The sequence below is a fragment of the Aeromonas sp. ASNIH4 genome (assembly GCF_002934425.1).
Taxonomy (GTDB): domain Bacteria; phylum Pseudomonadota; class Gammaproteobacteria; order Enterobacterales; family Aeromonadaceae; genus Aeromonas; species Aeromonas hydrophila.
Window position 1 is genome coordinate 583,911 of record NZ_CP026217.1, and the last position, 19,138, is coordinate 603,048.

Sequence of the window (19,138 nt, forward strand, 5' to 3'; positions counted from 1 at the left end):
CATGGATGTTATTACGTGATCGGCATGAATGTTATTGAGCGATCGCCATGCGTGGGAATATGCATCTATGATGCGTTGGCCAACAACGAGGCGTCAGTGCGTGAGCTGGGGGACGAGATACTGGCCAAGATAGCCCATGAGCTGACAGCCAACCTGCGCCGTAGCGTGACCGTGGATTGGAGCAGCCGCGAAAGCGTGCGCGCCAAACTGCGGCTGATGGTCAAGCGCATCCTGCGCAAGTACAAGTACCCGCCAGACCAGCAGGAAGAGGCTGCTCAGCTGGTTCTGGCGCAGGCAGAGAGCTTGTGTGAGGTGTGGTGTTGAGTGGGGGAGGCGCGAGCCTCCCTCACCTTATCTATCAAGATGTGTAGATATGGCTTACTTCAGTATGACGCTGCCTGAAGGTATCTGGTTGGCCTCTTCGAGGCTCAGGTAGCGTGGGCCTTGTACGCTGGCCAGTGACTTGAATAACCACGGATGCGGCTTTAGCCAAGCTTTGGTGTCTTCGTAAACGTCTCCACCGACCACGAAGTAACGACCATCACACCCGTCATCGTGTAGTTCATTGGCATCAGGTGCCGAGAGTTTCAGCTGGCAGCCTTCGATGACAACCACGACTTGAGACTTGTAAACCCCAATGACGGTGGAGATTTTGTTGGCCATATCACTTGAAACCCGCCAAGCGCTAATGGCGCCCTTGTAAGCACCTCGGCTGGAGTAGGTCTCTACCAAGTTGGCTACCAATGCCGTCACAATACGTACCTCGTTAAGTTGTTTGGAATGCGGTTTGTTGCTAGTGACCTGCATAGCCACCGATGAACGTGTTGATAGGGTCAGCGCGACTTGAAGTAGGCGACCTTTTCAAGGAAGTAGCGACCCAGTTCACCTTGATGTTGGTTCGCTTCGCTTTCTGCGTGGCCAAGTGACCGTTGCGCTCCTTCCATACCGCATATGCGGCGGCCTTCTCGACCTCGACCCGTTCTTGCTGCTCTTTCGGTAGGGCACACAGATTGTGACTCATACTGACATCTTTGTTATTTGTTGGCGCCATGGTACGCCATCACTGGCATGCGGGACTTGCGCTGGTTCAAAGGTGGTGCGCTATAATGCCTGTATATAAACACAGGTATTTTGCCATGAAGCTGTTAACCCCAGACCCATCACCCGCCGAGGTGACCATCCCGCTGTTCTTGCACCGCGCCTCTTGCGGCTTTCCCAGCCCAGCCAGCGACTATCTGGAAGGGAAGTTGGACCTCAACACCCACTGCGTGTCGCACCCTGCAGCAACCTTCTATCTGCGTGCTGAGGGGGAGAGCATGACCGGGGTCGGCATCTTTCCCGGTGACTTGCTGGTGGTCGATAAGAGCCTCACCCCGCGCCATGGTGATGTGGTGATTGCACAACTCGATGGCGGCTTCACGGTAAAGACCTTGCAGCTCAAGCCGAGGTTGCGGCTGTTGCCAGCCAATCCGGCGTTCGCGCCTATCGACCCTTGTATGAGTCTCTCCCTGGAGTTGTTCGGAGTGGTCACCCATGTGATTGGCAATCTGAGGCAGCGTGATGGCTATAGCGCTCGTTGATGTAAACAACTTCTACGCCAGCTGTGAGCGGTTGTTTCGCCCTGAGCTGCGTGGCCGCCCGATCGTGGTGCTCTCCAACAACGATGGATGCGTGGTGTCGCGCAGCCCCGAAGCCAAGGCGATGGGTATCAAGATGGCCGGGCCCTACTTCAAGATCCGCGAGCAGTTCGAGGCGCATGGCGGTGTGGCATTCAGCTCCAACTACGCGCTCTATGGAGACATGTCTGGCAGGGTGATGAGCACGTTGGAGACCATGGCCCCCGAGCTGGAGGTCTACTCTATCGATGAAGCATTCCTGTCACTGTCGGAGTCGTTTGCCGGGGACCTCATAGCCTATGGGCAACAGATCCGGCAGCGAGTGTGGCAGTGGACCGGCCTAACGGTAGGGGTTGGGATCGGCCCCACCAAGACCCTTGCTAAGCTGGCCAACTATGCAGCCAAAAAATGGCCTGCCACAGGCGGCGTCGTGGATTTGCGTGACGAGCTGCGCCGCGCACGGCTGATGGCTATCACCCCGGTGGACGAGGTGTGGGGCATAGGACGGCGCTTGGGAGCCAAGTTGGTGGCACAAGGCATCAACACCGTTGCTGACCTGGTGGCTAGCGACGCCAAAGGGTTACGCGCCCAATACGGCGTGGTGGTCGAGCGAATCGTACAGGAGCTGCGTGGCCTGCCTTGCGCAGAGCTGACCGTTGAACCGGCGGCGAAGCAGCAGATCCTCTCGAGCCGTTCCTTTGGTGAGCGCGTGACTGACCGTGGAGAAATGGCCCAAGCGTTGTCAGGCTTTATGGCTCGCGCAGCCGAGAAGTTGCGGGCCGAGGGGATGTGTTGCCAACGGGTGCACCTGTTCGTGCGAACCAGCCCCTTTGACGAACGAGCTCCTTACTACAGTGAGCAGGCTGGCGTCCGACTGGTCTGCCCTAGCGATGATACCCGGTTGCTGCTGCAGCAAGTGAACGTGCTGCTACCGCAGATTTGGCGCGACGGTTACCGCTATCAGAAGGGGGGCGTCATGCTGAGTGAGTTCACCCCCAAGGGGCAGCAACAGGCCGATCTGTTTGCCCCGTCCTCCGCTCAATCAGATGCGCTGATGGCAGTGATGGACCAGATCAAAGCCAAGGGATTGGGGCGCGTAGGCTTTGCCAGCCAAGGCACGGGGTCGCCTGAGTGGATGATGCGACAAGAGCACCTGAGCCCCTGTTACACCACCCGCTGGGAGGACCTGCCGGTGGCCAGGTAAGTGGATACAGTAATGTGCCTACCGTTTGCTAGATGTGGTACCCCACGTGGTACCCCAATACGAGGTTTTAGGATGATTTCTCAAGATCGACAAGTCGCGGCAGCAGAGCTTAAAGAAGGTGCAACCGCAACCCGATTTGCTATCAGCTCTAAACATGGTAACGGGTTTGCATATTCCGGCCGATCATGAACACCGATTCTGGTTCAACGTGAACACCATTTCCGGACCAACGTGAACGCTCATTCCGGTTCAACCTGAACACTTTGCACCTCCTTTCCGGAAACAGTGTTCAACATCCCGGAATCACTGTTCACATTCACCAGAATCATCCTTAACGCATTGATTTAACAACCTTTGATACGCTCTCCCTTTTGCCAGGGAAGAGCCTATGTCTGCCAAGAGGATTGCAATGCGTAAAATTCGTGAAGTGCTGCGACTGCGGCTGGAAGCTGACCTCTCTGTTCGCCAGATAAGTTGCTGCACCAAGGTCAGCGTTGGCTCCATCCAGAAACTCCTCAAAAGTGCCCAGACGCTCGGCCTGACCTGGCCTTTACCTATCGAGCTTGATGATGGCCAACTGGCGGCCCTGTTCTATCCGCAGGCCGATACCACCATCTCGGCCCGCCATGTTGTACCGGATTGGCCCTCTGTCCATCAGGAGCTCAAGCGCAAGGGGGTCTCCAAACAGCTGCTCTGGGAGGAGTACACCCAGCGCTATCCCAATAGCTGTTACAGCTACTCCCAGTTCTGTGACCGTTACAAGTCCTGGTGTCAGTTGCAAAAGCGCTCCATGCGCCAGATCCATAAGGCGGGGGAAAAGCTCTTTATCGACTACTGCGGGCCCACGGTGCCCATCGTCTCGCCGACTACGGGTGAGGTCCGTCAGGCCCAGATCTTTGTCGCCGTGCTTGGTGCGTCCAACTACACCTTTGCCGAGGCCACCTGGTCCCAGTCACTGCCGGACTGGCTGCAAAGCCATGTCCGTGCCTTTGAGTTTTTCGGTGGTACACCGGCACTACTGATCCCCGACAACCTCAAGAGCGGTGTCAGCAAGGCTTGCCGATACGATCCCGAGCTCAACCCCAGCTACCAGCAGTTGGCCGAGCATTATCAGGTGGCGGTGATGCCAGCTCGTCCTTACAAGCCCAAGGACAAAGCCAAGGCCGAGGTGGGTGTGCAGATCGTCGAGCGCTGGATCCTGGCCCGTCTACGCCATCAGACCTTCTTCTCGCTTGCCGAGCTCAACCAGTGCATCCGGGCTTTGTTAAATGAGCTCAACGAGCGCCCGTTCAAGCAACTGCCCGGTAACCGACGTGACGCATTTGAGCAGTTGGACCGCCCGGCACTGGGGTCACTACCGGTGCATCCCTATCGCTATGTCGCCATCAAAACGGTCAAGGTCAACATCGACTATCACGTCAGCTATGAGCAGCACCATTACTCGGTGCCGCACCAGTATGTGGGTCAGCAACTGGAGCTCCATGCGGGCGATACCCTGCTTCAGGTTTATCACCAGCAACAGCTGGTCGCGAGCCATCCGCGTAAAACCATCCCGGGAATGAGCACACTCCCTGAGCACATGCCGGAACGTCACAGCAAGCAGCAACGCTGGACGCCAGGGCGTCTTAAGCAGTGGGCTGCCGACATCGGACCGGGCACCTTGTGCTGGGTTAGCGAACGGCTGGCAGAGAAAGCCCATGCCGAGCAGGCATACCGACTCTGCCTGGGACTGCTGAGTCTTAGCCGGGAGTATCCGCCATCACGAGTCGAAGCCTGTTGCCAGCTGGCCAACCGGGAAGGACTGGTGCGGCTCAAGCAGCTCAAGCCGGTGCTGACCAGTGGCCGCGACCAACTGCCCGCAAGTCCGCTCAGTTATCCAGAACTGCCGCAAGAGCACGAGAACATCCGCGGCCCCCAGAGCTTCCACTAGAGAGGATACGTCCCATGACCCAACAAACGCTGACCCGCTTGAGACACCTGAAACTGACTGGCATGGCGGATGCCGTGCAACAACAACTGGAACAGGCAAGTACCTACGAAGGGCTGCCCTTCATCGAGCGGCTAAGCCTGCTGGTCGAACACGAACAACTGAGCCGGGAGCAGCGTAAACAAGCTCGGCTGGTCAAGCAGGCGAGGCTCAAACTCCAGGCCACGGTGCAAGAGGTGGACTACCAGTCTGCACGCAACCTGGAGCGGTCACAGGTGGCAAACCTGGCCCAAGGAGAGTGGCTGCGCCGGGGCCAGAACCTGCTCATTACCGGCCCCTGTGGCTGCGGAAAAACCTACCTAGCCTGTGCGCTGGGCTACCAAGCCTGTCAGCAGGGGCACAGCACTCGTTACTACCGGCTGCCGCGTCTGCTACTTGAGCTGAGCCAGGCCAAGGTAGATGGCAGTTACGCCAGACTGCTGGGTCAACTGGCAAGGATAGAGCTGCTGATCCTGGATGACTGGGGACTGGAAGCGGTGAATGCCGAGCAGCGCAACGCCCTGCTGGAGATCATGGATGATCGGTACGGGAAATACTCGACGGTCGTGGTCAGTCAGCTGCCAACGGAAGAGTGGTACGCGAGCTTGGGGGACAACACTCTGGCAGATGCGATCCTGGACCGGCTGATGCACAACGCTCACCGGCTGTCACTGAAGGGAGAATCGATGAGAAAGAGGAGAAGTGAGTTGACCCAATCTGAACACTCGAGTTAGAAACGGGGTGACGTGAGCGCGTTAAGGATCAGGGTGTTCACGTTGGCCGGAATGGCTGTTCAACTTCGCCGGAATACGCAGAATGTGAAGAACTCGCTGCGGGGCAGTTGTCATAAGCTCGGAGCGAAGCATTTACCAAGGCATCTTGCGGAATACTGCTTCCGGTTTAATCATCGTTTTGACCTCAAGAGCATGTTGGTTGAATTGGGGCATGCAGTCATGGCAAGCCCTCCGATGCCATATCGGCTCTTGAAGCTGGCTGAGGGTCATGGGTAATCAGGAACCGAAATTGTCCGTCGCGTAGAACAACTCTTTGCCTATGCCGATACCATCGAGCAGCAGGCCAAGACGGCCAAAGCGCGGGTCGATAAGCTGACCCAGGCCATTCTGGCCAAGGCGTTTCGTGGCGAGCTCACCGCCGACTGGCGCGCCGCCAACCCGGACCTGATCAGTGGCGACAATAGCGCCGCCGCCCTGTTGGCTCGCATTCAAGCCGAGCGGGCCACTGCCAAGCCGCGCAAACGGGCAACCAAAACATCCGCGACGTAGGTTCGATTAGCGAAGCGTAATCGGACGCACGAGAAACCGCCGCCCTGCTGGCCCGCATTCAGACCGAGCGGGCCACCGCCAGCGGCAAAAAAGGTAAGTGTGGGCCCCGCAAGCCTCGCGCAACGGCCTGACCCGCTCGTATGATGTGCAGTCAGCGGCAACATTCGACGGGTTGTAAGCCAAGTGCAGGCGAGATAAGGTCGTGTTGGCAGCAAAATTAGGAATAGAGCATGGAAATCAAACAACTCACCCTCGAAAATCTGGGGCGTTTTGAGCGTCTTGCCATCGAGTTTGCCCCCACGGAGCGGGTCAACTCGAATGTGACCGTGCTGATTGGCAACAATGGTGCAGGCAAAACCTCGGTACTCAAATCGTTGGCGACCTCACTCAGCTGGTTTGTTGCCCGTTTGCGCAGCGACAAAGGCAGCGGCAGCCCCATCCCGGAAGAGGTCATCCTCAATGGCGCCAATACCGCGGTGGTCTCTCTTCAACTACACGATCAGCTGAAGGAATACATCTGGTCTCTCACCAAAACTCGCGCCGGTCGCAAGAGCAACGAGCAATCCATATTGACCGACGCTAGCAAACTAGCCGATGAGTATCGAGCACGATTGACAGAGCAGGAAAATGTCAGCTTACCCCTGATCGCCTTCTACCCAGTCGAGCGGGTGGTGCTGGATATTCCGCTAAAGATCAAAGAGAAACATTCATTTCGCCAACTCGATGGTTATGACAATTCGCTGAGTCAAGGAGTCGATTTTCGTCGTTTCTTTGAGTGGTTTCGCGAGCGGGAAGATAGCGAAAACGAGTCGGTAATCCCTACTGAAGTTCTTAATGAACTTCAAGATTTACTCGGTCCTGATCTTTGGCAAAAGTTGCAACAGACACAGGCATCAGCCAGAGATCGTCAGTTGACGGCGGTGCGCACAGCTATTGCCAACTTTATGCCCGGATTTAAAAATCTGAAGGTCCGCCGTAAGCCGCGTCTGCATATGTCCATCGACAAGGAGGGTCAGACCCTCAATGTGTTGCAACTGTCGCAAGGGGAGAAATCCCTGATGGCACTGGTGGGCGATATTGCCCGCCGCCTCGCAATGATGAATCCGGAGCTGGAAAATCCGCTGCACGGCGATGGGGTGGTGCTGATCGACGAGGTGGACATGCACCTGCATCCCCAGTGGGCACGTACTATCATCCAGCGGCTCACTGATACCTTCCCCAACTGTCAGTTTGTGCTGACCACCCACTCCCCCCTGGTGATCAGCGATTGCAAGGATGTACTGGTCTATTCGCTCGATAATGGCGAGTTGACTGAAGTGCCATCCCAATATGGTCAGGATGCCAACTCGGTGCTGCTGGAGGTGATGGATACCGCTATTCGCAATGAGCGGGTGGCGAGCCGACTGAATGACTTACTCGATTTAATTCAAGATCGGCAATTTGATAAGGCCAATGCCCTGCTGGCCGCGCTAAGAGCCGAGCTGCCAGCCAACAACCTGGAGCTGACCAAGGCTAGCCTGCTGCTGCGCAAAGAGGAGCTGCGCCGTGCGCAAGATTTATAAGGGACAAGAACCTGCAAGTCTGGCGGCATTCAAACGTCAAAATCCTCATGCTCGATATCACGACCTACCCAACGATGAAGAGGGTCAGGCAATTCGCCAGCAGATCCGGGAGGCTTGCACTACTGAGCAATTCCATCTCTGCGCCTACTGTTGCCAAGCCATCAGCGGCACCAGTGAAGACACCATGAACGAGCATGTTGAGGCTAGGGATCTCGCCCCTAAGCGCACCATGGATTTCAGCAATCTGGTAGCCAGTTGCAAAACACCGAAACAGTGCGATGCCGCCCATGGCTCGCAGCCTCTGCCGTTGACCCCGCTGATGCCTGAGTGCGAAACCGAGTTGCGCTTTAAATGGAGTGGTCGGGTTGAGGGGTTGACGGAAAGAGCCAAAGAGGCGATCCGGGTACTCAATCTGGGTGATACGGAGCAAAGCAACAAGGTGCTGGTTGCCAAGCGCAAACAGCTGGTGGATAGCCTGATTTGGACCCACTATGGCGATGATCAGCAGGCACTGGCGCTGGAAGATGATGCACAATTGCTGACAATGCTGATCGAAGATCTGAGCCAGCCCAAACAAGGCAAGCTGGAGCCCTTCGCACCTGTACTGGTGAACATACTGCGCAGTCAGCTCTAGCGATTGCGTGCCTGCCCGGGTGACTCGGGAGCCACAACCTCGGTACACCTCGTGCGCTTTTCTCCGGCAGCAGACCGCGAGGATAGGCGCATCTCCTCCCCTCTGATAATCTGCCGTGGCCACGGTAGCCAACTATCCCGTTTTCATTTGGAGTTTTCATGTCACTGACCAAGAGTAAAACCTCGGCCAAGCGAAAAAAAGCCGAGCCGCGCCACGAGAGTCCGGCCCTTGCCTATTTTCATCGCCAGTGGCAGGCCATCGAAAAGCTGCAGGCCAAGCTGGCCAAACAGGAGCAAGAGGGGGCGGATATCTATCAGCGCTTTGTCAGCGACATTGAGCCTCTGGAGCGTGAGCAGTGTGGGCTGATTTTTCAGCTTTGCCAGCGGCTGGCCGGTTTCACCGCCCGCAAAAGTTTTACCCAGTGGCAGCGCGAGATGCTCCATGGCTGGATTGATGAATTGATGGGGTATCTTGAATCCAACCCGTTTCGGGGGGAGCTGGATCTGGAGTCACTCTATATGGCGGTGCAAGCGGGCAGCGTCAGCCAGCTCGATGATGATCAGCTCGAGGCGAGCTGCGATTTTATCACTGACATGCTGCAAGAGGCGTTTGGCGAGAGCCCCGATGATATCGAGCTGCTGCGCGAGATGGTCAGAAATCCCGAGAAGCTGCGCGACTATATGCAAGCCCAGGCCCAAAAACAGGGCGGTGATGAGCATGAGTGGGACGACGACGCGCCGGACTGTGGCGATGACCCCTTTGCCAATGACGAGGCTTTCGCACGTTGGCAGGATCATCATGACATGGCCGATCCGGATGAGGTTGCCAGGGTTGAGCAACTGCTCGATAACTCAAGCCTTAAGCAGCTCTATCGCAAGCTGGCTATGACGCTGCACCCGGATCGGGAGCAAGACCCGGTCAAGCGTGAAGAGAAGAGCCGCCTGATGGGCGAGCTCAGCCATGCGTGGGAAACGCGGGATATGTTTACTCTGTTGCACCTGGCTCACACCCATCTGCCCGAGGCAGACAAGCTGCTGAGTGAAGAGAATCTGGTGGCCATCAATCCGGCGCTCTGGCAGAAAAAACGTGAGCTCGAGATCTGCTTTTATAGTGGCCCGGAGGGAGTGCAAGGGGTTATCTTGCACAAGTTTAAACAGCGCTCGAAGAAGAAGACCGATCTCGCGTTCGAGGAGCATCAGCACTATCTACAGCGGGATATCAAGCAGTTGCATGGACAACTGGCGACCATCACCACCCTTGCAACCCTCAAACCCTATCTGGCCGAGCGCTGGGACGCACGTCAGCACGCCATCTGGGATGAAGAGCCGGACTTTGATGAGATCTTCTTTCGATAACACTTTTTTCGAAAACACATTTTTTGAAAACACCTATTTCGAAAACAAGAGAGAGCCAATGGCTCTCTCTTGTTTTGGGTAGCTTGAAGGATGTCGTGGCAATGAGACATCCAGATGAGTGCTATCGAGGCGCTGGACAGCCAAGGGCGCATGGAACACCAGCACAAGCTGACTGACCGAGTGAAAGGTGTTAGCGCCTTATTTATTCTCGGCCTGATACTGCACACCGCTCGCCGACATGGTAATGGCCGGTAGCTTTTGACGAACCGCCTCCCAAAAGCTGCTCTTGCGTTTGTGCTGCTGATAAAGCTGATTCAGATACTCCTGTGGCGAACAGAGAGGTCTCTCTCCATCCTCTTGTTCTACCTTTAAGGCCGCCTGATAATCCAGGCTCTTTTTCAGATCCGAGGCTGCCCCCGTGTAGTAGGTGCTCTTGCCCTGATTAACGACATTGGCCACCAATTGACGACGTAGCCGCACTGCCACCACGATAAATCCCTGCTGATAGAGGCGGCTCGACCAGGTTCGTACGGTTGAACCAGCAAGGAGTGAGAGATCCTCCTGCAAGTCTGCATCTGTACATTGCTCAAGCCGTTGTGCCAGTTGTGGCCATGCATCAACCTCCTCCAACAGCAACAAGACCTCGCGTAGCCCCCATGATTCGGCAATGGCAACAAACTGGCCTAATGCTACTTCTCTAGGCTCATCTCCACTTTGGCAATAACTCGCAAAAAACGAGTTTGCCCGTGTGCTAGCAAACGCGCGTAATGCCTGAGCATGAGCGTCAGCTCGGCGTCCCTCTTCCAGATAGGCCCGGATCAACACTTGATGCCACAGGTTCAATTGGCGGTGGCGCTGCAACAGAGCCGAGTCCATTGCCTCTAATACCGCGATGGCTTGATCGGCGCGTAATTCGTCGGTCAGCAGTCTGGCATAGTCAATCTGCTGACGGGGGTGGCTAAAGAGACCAGCCTGTTGCACCGAGTCAAAGAATGCAATATCACGCAACTCAAAGCTCAACCCCAACGCCTCTGGCAATAGACCTGCCGCCGCATAGTTATCGCGCAAGGCTCGCATCATTGGGGAGCCGAGCACATCACGGTAATCAAACAGGCAAGTAATGCTGATCGATGGATCAATGTCTGACAATCCGTCACGCAATCGACGAGCCAGCACCTCTGGGGGGACAGACTCTCGTTGAGCAGCGATCGCCATCAACCACTGTTCGACCAGCGCAAGATGGTAGTCCTCCCAGCTGCCACTGGATGTATCCATCTTTTCATACAAGGCTCTGGCATTCGCCAGCAACTCGAGGGCGAAGAGTTCTCCCTCCCTTGGAGAGGCGACGATCCCCTTGGCCAGCAACGGAATAAACTGATTTTGCAAGGTATCGAAGAAGGCATCCACCTCCTTATAATCCCAGGAAGGGGGGCGACGAGTGAGCTTGCTATACTCTTTTTTTGCCAATGCCAATAAGGCATCCTCAGCAGTAAGGTACTGGTTAATCAGGTGCTTTTTTGCGAGGGGAAGATGCGTTGCCAGGTCAAGCACGATAGCCAACAGCTCGGCTTGGCTTTTGCTTTCCAGTTTACTCAATTGCGCTTTGGTTAATATTCGTGCCATCAGCTGAACTACCCATTATCAGGTCTATCTAATCGAACATTGTGCCTGAGACCGATATAGATGCCTATCCATTGGAGCGACATCCCCCGGATGACAGAGACCATAAAGAACACATGGTTAAGAAACCATGTCTACGTCGCTGGAGGCGCTCAGCAATGAACACTTGCAAGAGCAAGCCACCAAGGCCCGATTTGCTGCTCGTATCCTTCATGCCCACTTTCTGGCACAACGTAGCGAACACCAGTGGTGGTACCCATCAAGATTGGCCGCAACGAGCCGTGTCCCTTTGGCTGCGGCTAGAAGTACAAGCAGTGCTGTTTGCACTGACCAACAACATAGATAGCAAGAGAGGGCCATTGGCCCTCTCTTGCATTAGGCAACATGGGGAGGATAGGTACAGTTATGTGGTCAACGCTGTTCATCAGGCTAGTCCGAGTTGAGTCGTCGACAATGATAACTAGTCTTGTAGGTGTGGGTTCAAATGTGGGTTCAAAACGAAAAAGGCACTATCAATAAAATGATGGTGCCTTTATTTTCAATAGCTTAGCTGTTATGGCTTAGTTCATGCCGTAGCGCTTGAGTTTCTTGCGCAGAGTACCGCGGTTGATGCCCATCATCACGGCGGCGCGAGTCTGGTTACCACGGGTGTACTGCATGATCACGTCCAGCATGGGAGCTTCGACTTCGGAGAGAACCATATCGTACAGATCAATCACTTCCTGACCGTTCAACTGGGCCAGGTAGTTACGCAGGGCCTGTTGCACAGAGTCACGCAGGGGGCGCTGGGTCGGCTCGGCAGCGTGATTGTGAGTAGTTGTTACCAATGCATCAGAAGTCAGGGTTTGTTCGAACATATTCGGTCGGCTCTTTAGTTATGCGTTAACCTAATCCATCGAAATACGCTTCGAGTGCCTCGAGTTGTGCATCTGCACAATCCAGGGCATTGAAGTGCTTACGGAATTCTCGGCCCGTCTCTTCTTCATCCAGATACCAGCCCACGTGTTTACGGGCAATGCGCGCTCCCAGATATGCACCATAAAACTGGTGCAGGTTGGTTACATGCTCGTTCATCAGGGTGCGAACCTCTTCCCTTTCGGGAGGCGGCAGCTTGGTGCCCGTCTCAAGAAAATGACGGATTTCCCGGAAAATCCAGGGTCGTCCTTGCGCAGCACGGCCGATCATCACGGCATCAACGCCGGTATAGTCGAGGACATACCGGGCCTTCTCCGGGCTGTCTATGTCGCCATTGGCGACAACAGGAATCGATACGGCCTGCTTAATCGCCCTGATAGTGTCGTACTCCGCTTCGCCCCGATAGAGGTCGGTACGGGTACGACCATGCACGGCAAGGGCCGCGATACCGCAATCTTCGGCGATTCGGGCGATCTCCTCGCCATTGCGGTTATCCGGATCCCATCCTGTGCGGATCTTCAAGGTGACAGGTACCTCCACCGCGTCCACTACGGCCCGGCAGATGGTTCTGACCAGGTCGGGTTGGCGCAGCAGGGCGGAACCTGCCAGCTTCTTATTCACTTTTTTTGCCGGACATCCCATGTTGATGTCGACGATCTGAGCGCCCTGCTCCACGTTGTAGCGGGCAGCAAACGCCATCATCTCGGGGTCGGCTCCGGCAATCTGGACCGATCGCAAGCCACCTTCTGCAGAGTGATCCATTCTCATCCTGGTTTTCTGGGTATCCCAGACATCCGGGTTGGCCAGCAGCATCTCGGAAACGGCCATGCCGGCGCCCAATCGCAAACAAAGTTCACGAAATGGTCGGTCTGTTACACCGGCCATGGGAGCCACAATCAGGGGAGTTTCAAGCGTGTGGGGACCTATCTGCATTCCACGGTTACCATCGGCTTAGGGCGGCGTATATTACGCATTTTTTAGTCAGGAGAAAAGGTTAGTATTTGAGCGTCAGCCATTTTTTTCTGAAAAAAACGTCGCGCCAAGGCTTGCAAATTCAGGAGTGCTTGAAAATTAGACATATTGTCGAGCCGGACTGGCGGGGCCAAATGGGTGAGGGGAGAGGCGATTTGCCTGTCCCCATCCCGGACCGGTTTGCGTTATGATAGCGAGCTTGTATCGAGCAAAGGCTCCAAACAATTTCATTACAAACAGATTGGGGATGTATGACGGCAAGGTTCATCAAATCTCTCTACCCGTGTCTGCTTGGTGCCGTGCTGGGCTCGGCCCAGGCCCAGACGGTCAGTTTCAGCGAAGCCTGGAGTCGGGTCATCCGCCAGGATGACGGGCTGGCGGCCGAGCAGGCCGGGGTGGAGCGGGCGCAGCAACTGCGCGAGGCGGCCAAGGCCATGTATCTGCCCAAGGTGGATGTGGGGGCCAGCTATACCCACCTCGATCAGCCAATGGAACTGGACATGATGGATCTCAACCCCATCGCCAACCATCCGGAATTCGGCAAGGTGCTGGCGCCCATCATGCAGGCGCTCAAGCTGACGCCCAACGACTTCGTCACCCCCCTCACCAAACAGAACGTGGTGACCAGCTCGGTCAAGATGCTGTGGCCGCTGTTTACCGGTGGCCGCATCGATGCGGCGCAGGATATTCGCCAGGCCCAGGTGAGCGAGGCGCAGCAGTTGCTGGTGCTCAAGCAGCAGTCCACCTTCGAGAGCCTCTCCCAGACCTACTTCGGCGTGGTGCTGGCGGCCCAGGTGGTGCAGACCAAGCAGGAGATCGAGCAGGGGCTGTCCCACCATCTGGAGCATGCCAAGAAGCTGGAGGCCCAGGGCCAGATTGCCCGGGTCGAACGCCTCTCCGCCCAGTCGGCCTATGACCGCGCACGCATCGATACCCAGAAGGCAAGGCGCAGCCTGGAGATCGCCCAGTTGGCCCTTGGCCACATGCTCAAGCTCAAACAGGCCGAGCCCAATACCCAGCTCTTCATTAACCAGCAGATGCCTGAGCTTGACACCCTGGTGCAGGAAACACTGGCGGTGCATCCCGGTCTCAAGCTGCTGACGGCCAAGAAGGAGCAGGCGCAGGGAATGATCAAGCTGGAGAAGGGCAAGTACGCCCCCGAGCTGTTCCTGTTCGGCAACTACAACCTCTATGAGGATGACTCGCTGGCCTCCAAGACCACGCCGGACTGGCTGGTCGGGGTGGGTGTCAGCATGCCGCTGGTGAGCCGTGACGGCCGCTCCGAGACGGTACAGGCGGCCAAGAGCGCCGAACTGCAGGTCAATCTGCTGCAGGCCAAGACCCGCCAGGATCTGGAACTGCTGGTCGAGAAGACCTGGCGCGAGGCGGCGCAGGGGCTGGAGGAGTTCCAGTCGCTCTCTTCCACCCAGGCACTGGCCGAAGAGAACGTGCTGCTGCGGGACAAGGCGTTTGGGCAGGGACTTTCTACCTCCCTCGATGTGGTGGATGCCCGCAACCAGCTGGCCGGGGTCAAGACCCAGCGCGCCGCTGCCGCCTATCAATACGTGATCTCGCTGGCCCGCCTGTTGGCGCTCTCCGGTCAGATGAACAGTTTCAATCAATATCAGCATGGGCAAGTGATCGAGGTGAATTCATGATCGCGCGCCACTCTGCTCCTTTTTTCATGTCTGTTTCGACCGCCAAGGGTCGCCCGTTTGCCGAGGTGAATGCATGAGTCATCCCCCCATCAAGAAGAAGATGAGCCAGGCCAAGCCGCTGTTGCTGCCACTGGCGCTGGTGCTGCTGGTCATCTGGCTGGGCTGGCGTTTCTGGCTGGCCTATCAGCCGGAGCCGGTGCGCCTGCAGGGGCAGATCGAGGCGCAGCAGTACTCCGTCTCCTCCAAGGTGGCGGGCCGCATCGACGAGGTGCTGGTCAAGAAGGGTGATCAGCTTGCCAAGGATCAGCTGGTGTTTACCCTGGCCAGCCCGGAAATCGAAGCCAAGCTGAGCCAGGCCAAGGCGGGCCAGGCGGCAGCTGGCGCCATGGCCGAGGAGGCCGAGAAAGGGGCGCGCGCGCAGCAGATTGCGGCCGCCAAGGATCAGTGGCAAAAGGCCAAGGCGGCCGCGTTGCTGCGTGGCAAGACCTACGAGCGCATCGCCAGCCTGCATCGGGATGGCGTGATGCCGCTACAAAAACGCGATGAGGCCTGGACTGCCTGGCAGGCTGCCAAGTACAGCGAAGGCATGGCCTGGCAGCAATACCAGATGACCCTGGAAGGGGCGCGGGAAGAGACCAAGATCGCGGCGCGCGAGCAGGCCAAGATGGCCGCCGGCGGCGTGGCCGAAGTGGAGGCCTACCTGGCCGATACCCGCATCGCCAGCCCGCACACCGGGGAAGTCTCCCAGGTGCTGCTGCGCAGCGGCGAGCTGGCCCCGCAGGGCTTCCCGGTGGTGACCCTGCTCGACATGAGCGATGCCTGGGCCCAGTTCCACGTGCGCGAAGATCTGTTGCCCCGCTTTGCGCTGGGGACCGAGTTCGATGCCCGTATTCCCGGCCTGGGCGAGCAGACGGTGCGCTTCAAGGTGACCCATGTGGCCGTGATGGGGGATTTCGCCACCTGGCGTGCCACCGATACCCGCCAGGGCTTTGACATGAAGAGCTTCCAGGTAGAGGCGCGCCCGCTGCAACCGGTTGAGGGGCTGCGGGTCGGCATGAGCGTGCTGGTCGAACTCTGATGGGACGTGAATGGCGGTTGCTGTGGCAGGATCCGTTCGGTCGAGCGCTGGCAAGCTGGCTCCCCCTGTTGCTGATAGGGATCCTCTGCTGGGTCTTCTCGGCAGGACTGGCGCGGGATCTCAAGATAGGTCTGGTGGATCTGGATCAGAGCCTGCTGTCACGCGAGCTGGCCTTCTCGCTGGATGCTTCCGCCGGACTCAAGGTAGCCCAGCAGTTTGATTCCATCGATGCAGGGGCCAGGGCGCTGCGAGGGGGGGATATCTACGCCCTGGTCGTGCTGCCGAGCCACCTGGAGCGGGATGCCCGGCAAGGCACTCAGCCGCAGGCCACCGTGTTCAACAACGGCCAGTTCATCCTGATCGCCAAGCTGGTCAACTCGGCGCTGGCCCAGGTGGTCGGGACGCTCAACGGTCAGGTGGGCGTGCTCTCGGCCATGGCTGGCGGCAAGGCGCTGCCCGGTGCGCTGGGGCAGGCGGTGCCCATCGCCAGCCAGGTGACGGCGCTCTACAACATCAACTCCAGCTACGCCCAGTTTTTGCTGAGCGCCCTGTTGCCGGCGGTGTGGCAGATCCTGGTGGTGCTCTACGGCATCAATGCGCTGGCCCGCACCGATAGGCTGGGGCTGGACTGGACCACCAAAGGGGTCTGGTTCGGTCTGTGGCGCACCCTGCTGCCCCACGTGTTGATTGGCTGGGGTTGGGGGCTGGGCTGGAGCCTGCTGCTGTTCAAGGGGTTTGGTTACCCGATGCAGGGCAGCTGGCTGGTACTGACGATGGGGTTGGGGCTGGCGTCGGCCGCCTGCGTCAGCATGGGAGCCTTCTTCTACGGCATCATCCGGGATCCGGCTCGCGCCCTGTCGCTGGCCGGTGCCTACACGGCGCCGGGGTTTGCCTTCATGGGGGTCACCTTTCCGGTCAGCGCCATGGGGGATTTCGCCCAGTTCTGGCGCAGCCTGCTGCCCATCTCCCACTATGTCGAGCTGCAGATAGGCCAGACCAACTACGGTCAACCGTTGGCGGCGGCGCTGCCCCAGTTTGGCGCCCTACTGCTGTTTCTGCTGCCCCTGCTGTTGGTGGTTCGCCGCTATCAGGCCCAGGCGAGCGCGGCCCCCGTTAATGAGGAGCCCAGGTCATGATGGAATGCTGGGGTTTGCCACGCTTCGAGTGGCGGCCGATTGATCTGTGCCTCTCGCTGGCGCCACAAATCGCTGCCTCCTGGCGGTGGAAGGAGCCAATGGCATGCTAGGTTTCTGGGATCTGCTGCGCCTCGAGCTGCGTACCCTGCTGGCGGACAGGGCCATCATGCTCACCCTGTTCGGCGGCGTCTTCTTCTACTCCTTCCTCTATCCGCAGCCCTATCTGCACCAGCTGCCGCGGGAAGAGGCGGTGGTGGTGGTCAACGAGGATGGCAGTCAGCTCTCGCGCCAGCTGGAGTTCATGGCCGATGCCACGCCGCAGGTAAAACTGGTGGCGCGGGCGGGCAGCCTGGATGAGGCTCGTGCGTTGCTGCTGGCGGGGCAGGGCAGCGGCATTTTGCACATCCCTCGCCACTTCTATCGGGATCTGATGCAGGGCAAGAGCGTCACCTTGGGCTATGCCGGCGATGCCTCCTACTTCCTGGTTTACGGTACCATTGCCGAGGGGCTGGCCCAGGCGGGCGGTACTCTGGCCGCCCAGGTGAAGGTCGCCAGATTGCTGAGCCACGGTGAAGCCCTGCCGCAGGCCGCCATGGGCTGGAATGCGGTGGCGCTCAACGTGCTGCCGGTGTTCAACCCCACCATGGGCTATGTGAACTACGTGGTGCCGGCGGTGTTCGTGCTGATCCTGCACCAGGTGCTGCTGATGGGCACCGGCATCCTGGGGGCGACCCAGAACCAGCGCAGCCAGCGTGGCGAGGCGGGCTACTGGCAGCATGCTCCCATCCTGCCACTGCTGCTGGCCCGCACCCTGGTGGTGGGGGGGCTGTTCGTGCTGCCGGTGAGCTACTTCTTCGGCTTCTGCTTCGATCACTACAACATAGTGCGCACCGCCGAGCCGGCCGCACTCTGGTTGTTCACCCTGCCGTTCCTGCTGGCCACCACCTGGCTGGGAGTGGTGCTGGGGGCACTGTTTACCCGCCGGGATCTGCCGACCCAGGTGGTGCTTGTCTCCTCGCTGCCGCTGGTCTTTCTGGCCGGCTTCATCTGGCCGCTTGAGCTGATCCCGACTCCGCTCAACTGGCTGGCGCAGTGGGTGCCGAGCACCCCGGCCATCGAAGGCTTTTTGCGGCTCAACCAGATGGGGGCCGAGTTTGCTCAGGTCTCCCACTACTGGTGGCAGTTGTGGGGGCTGGCGCTGCTCTACGGTGTACTGGCCTGCCTGCTGTTGCGCTGGCGGCAGCAGTCGTTGCCGGTTGCCAGCCAGCCAGCCTGCCTTGCAGAGTGAAACCACCGCCGGTTGAGCGGGATGGTACCAGCGCGCGTGAGACGGCGTGTGCGGTAAAGCGAAAAGCGGTCAGCCCTTGGGCTGACCGCTTTTGTATGCGCTGGGCTCAGTGAAGCTGGCGCAGCTTTAGCCGCGCTGGAGCTCGGGATCGCCGATGGCGTAGATCTGGCTGTGTGCCGCCTTGTCACTCAGCAGACGCAGCCCGCAGGTGGCGACATCGGCACGGCGTACCAGGCCGTGCACCTCCTCGCCCTGGCTCAGCACAGCCTGACCGGTGGCCTCGCCATCCTGCAAACCTGCCGGACGCAGTATGGTCCACTCGAGCGCACTGGTCTGCAGCCAGCTCTCCGCCAGACTCTTCAATCTGACCTCGTGACCGAAGGCTGCCCGCGCCCGCTGCGGCAGATATTGCCAGCTGTCGCCGCAACCGAGGGAGGTCACCAGCAGCAGGCGTTTGAGCCCGGCCAGCTCCATCTGATCGATCACCTGACGATTGCCCAGATAGTCGACAGGCTCTGCCTGGCGAAAACTGCCGAGGGTGGAGATGACCTGCGCCCCGTCACCGGCCAGCTGGCAGGCCACCGCTACCGTCTGCGGGTCGAGGGCATCACCGTTGACGACCTCGACTCCCAGAGCGCGCAGCTCGGTGGCCATCTCGGGACTGCGGATCAGGGCGATGACCCGCTGGCCCTGCTGCAGGGCTTGTTCGGTGAAGGCGCGGCCCAGCCCGCGGCTGGCTCCGAAGATGAGTGTGGTTGGCATGCTGCTGCTCCCTTTGACGAAAGGGCTAGCCTAGAGGGTTGTGGGGAAGCTGTAAATGAGAGTTGTTTTTATTTGTCTGGAAAAGAGGG

At 58.3% G+C, this 19,138-nt stretch carries 19 protein-coding genes and 1 pseudogene; 13 read left to right on the forward strand and 7 right to left on the reverse strand.

All coding sequences use genetic code 11. From position 1 onward, the window contains the following. Positions 1-51: 51 nt before the first annotated feature. Entirely contained in the window at positions 52-324 is a 273-nt protein-coding gene (locus C2U40_RS02775) for a type I restriction enzyme endonuclease domain-containing protein (protein WP_199773235.1), read from the forward strand. Positions 325-378: 54 nt separating this feature from the next. Here C2U40_RS02775 and C2U40_RS02780 read toward each other — a convergent pair whose 3' ends face one another. Continuing rightward, positions 379-813: a hypothetical protein gene (locus tag C2U40_RS02780; protein WP_146054405.1), complete on the reverse strand. Its 435-nt coding sequence runs from the start codon at positions 811-813 to the stop codon at positions 379-381. Beyond that, a complete protein-coding gene (locus tag C2U40_RS26965; protein WP_442778420.1) occupies positions 794-1,051 on the reverse strand; it encodes a DUF3283 family protein in 258 nt (85 codons plus the stop codon). The genes C2U40_RS02780 and C2U40_RS26965 overlap by 20 nt, the downstream gene beginning before the upstream one ends. An 85-nt stretch (positions 1,052-1,136) precedes the next feature. On the opposite strand from C2U40_RS26965, the gene umuD reads away from it, so the two are divergent. The 5 genes and pseudogenes from umuD to C2U40_RS02810 all read left to right on the forward strand — a co-directional run. Beyond that, positions 1,137-1,580, forward strand: coding sequence for a translesion error-prone DNA polymerase V autoproteolytic subunit (gene umuD / locus C2U40_RS02790; protein ID WP_077097232.1), 444 nt, complete (start codon positions 1,137-1,139; stop codon positions 1,578-1,580). Continuing rightward, positions 1,561-2,820, forward strand: a complete 1,260-nt coding sequence (gene umuC / locus C2U40_RS02795; RefSeq protein ID WP_029303585.1) for a translesion error-prone DNA polymerase V subunit UmuC — start codon at positions 1,561-1,563, stop codon at positions 2,818-2,820. The genes umuD and umuC overlap by 20 nt, the downstream gene beginning before the upstream one ends. A gap of 388 nt (positions 2,821-3,208) precedes the next feature. Beyond that, a complete protein-coding gene (gene istA / locus C2U40_RS02800) occupies positions 3,209-4,750 on the forward strand; it encodes an IS21-like element ISAs29 family transposase (RefSeq protein WP_103829338.1) in 1,542 nt (513 codons plus the stop codon). Positions 4,751-4,764: 14 nt separating this feature from the next. Further along, on the forward strand, positions 4,765-5,520 hold the full coding sequence (gene istB, locus C2U40_RS02805) for an IS21-like element ISAs29 family helper ATPase IstB (protein ID WP_000194037.1): 756 nt from the start codon (positions 4,765-4,767) through the stop codon (positions 5,518-5,520). 81 nt (positions 5,521-5,601) lie between these two features. Next, a pseudogene (locus C2U40_RS02810) lies at positions 5,602-5,796 on the forward strand (IS1595 family transposase); the annotation flags it as partial. Here the strand turns inward: C2U40_RS02810 and C2U40_RS25985 are convergent. Beyond that, positions 5,797-6,012: a hypothetical protein gene (locus C2U40_RS25985; RefSeq protein ID WP_052815571.1), complete on the reverse strand. Its 216-nt coding sequence runs from the start codon at positions 6,010-6,012 to the stop codon at positions 5,797-5,799. It lies immediately after the preceding pseudogene. Between the two features lie 287 nt (positions 6,013-6,299). Between C2U40_RS25985 and C2U40_RS02820 the strand changes: the two genes are divergently transcribed. The 3 genes from C2U40_RS02820 to C2U40_RS02830 all read left to right on the forward strand — a co-directional run bounded on the left by C2U40_RS02820 (position 6,300) and on the right by C2U40_RS02830 (position 9,620). Then, positions 6,300-7,631 (forward strand): AAA family ATPase, encoded by a 1,332-nt coding sequence (locus tag C2U40_RS02820; RefSeq protein ID WP_042649077.1) that lies wholly within the window; start codon positions 6,300-6,302, stop codon positions 7,629-7,631. Beyond that, positions 7,615-8,265, forward strand: coding sequence for a hypothetical protein (locus tag C2U40_RS02825; protein WP_042649078.1), 651 nt, complete (start codon positions 7,615-7,617; stop codon positions 8,263-8,265). Before C2U40_RS02820 ends, C2U40_RS02825 begins: the two co-directional genes overlap by 17 nt. Before the next feature lie 158 nt (positions 8,266-8,423). Then, entirely contained in the window at positions 8,424-9,620 is a 1,197-nt protein-coding gene (locus tag C2U40_RS02830; RefSeq protein WP_042649079.1) for a J domain-containing protein, read from the forward strand. 198 nt (positions 9,621-9,818) lie between these two features. Here C2U40_RS02830 and C2U40_RS02835 read toward each other — a convergent pair whose 3' ends face one another. The 3 genes from C2U40_RS02835 to dusB form a co-directional block, all read right to left on the reverse strand. Beyond that, positions 9,819-11,243, reverse strand: a complete 1,425-nt coding sequence (locus tag C2U40_RS02835; RefSeq protein WP_103829016.1) for a hypothetical protein — start codon at positions 11,241-11,243, stop codon at positions 9,819-9,821. Positions 11,244-11,800: 557 nt separating this feature from the next. Next, positions 11,801-12,097 (reverse strand): DNA-binding transcriptional regulator Fis, encoded by a 297-nt coding sequence (gene fis, locus C2U40_RS02840; protein ID WP_005309538.1) that lies wholly within the window; start codon positions 12,095-12,097, stop codon positions 11,801-11,803. Between the two features lie 25 nt (positions 12,098-12,122). Further along, the gene (gene dusB / locus C2U40_RS02845; RefSeq protein ID WP_011707259.1) at positions 12,123-13,088 is read right to left on the reverse strand and encodes a tRNA dihydrouridine synthase DusB; all 966 of its coding nucleotides are present in this window, start codon (positions 13,086-13,088) and stop codon (positions 12,123-12,125) included. Between the two features lie 290 nt (positions 13,089-13,378). On the opposite strand from dusB, the gene C2U40_RS02850 reads away from it, so the two are divergent. The 4 genes from C2U40_RS02850 to C2U40_RS02865 all read left to right on the forward strand — a co-directional run bounded on the left by C2U40_RS02850 (position 13,379) and on the right by C2U40_RS02865 (position 18,287). Further along, complete coding sequence (locus C2U40_RS02850) at positions 13,379-14,785, forward strand: TolC family protein (RefSeq protein WP_060389814.1); 1,407 nt, start codon at positions 13,379-13,381, stop codon at positions 14,783-14,785. Positions 14,786-14,858: 73 nt separating this feature from the next. Then, entirely contained in the window at positions 14,859-15,863 is a 1,005-nt protein-coding gene (locus C2U40_RS02855; RefSeq protein WP_017410991.1) for an HlyD family secretion protein, read from the forward strand. Then, positions 15,863-16,999 carry an ABC transporter permease gene (locus C2U40_RS02860; RefSeq protein ID WP_103829017.1) on the forward strand — a complete coding sequence of 379 codons (1,137 nt, stop codon included), beginning with the start codon at positions 15,863-15,865 and terminating at the stop codon, positions 16,997-16,999. The genes C2U40_RS02855 and C2U40_RS02860 overlap by 1 nt, the downstream gene beginning before the upstream one ends. Before the next feature lie 103 nt (positions 17,000-17,102). Beyond that, a complete protein-coding gene (locus C2U40_RS02865) occupies positions 17,103-18,287 on the forward strand; it encodes an ABC transporter permease (protein WP_103829018.1) in 1,185 nt (394 codons plus the stop codon). A gap of 126 nt (positions 18,288-18,413) precedes the next feature. Here C2U40_RS02865 and C2U40_RS02870 read toward each other — a convergent pair whose 3' ends face one another. Further along, on the reverse strand, positions 18,414-19,049 hold the full coding sequence (locus C2U40_RS02870) for an SDR family oxidoreductase (RefSeq protein ID WP_103829019.1): 636 nt from the start codon (positions 19,047-19,049) through the stop codon (positions 18,414-18,416). Between the last annotated feature and the right edge of the window lie 89 nt (positions 19,050-19,138).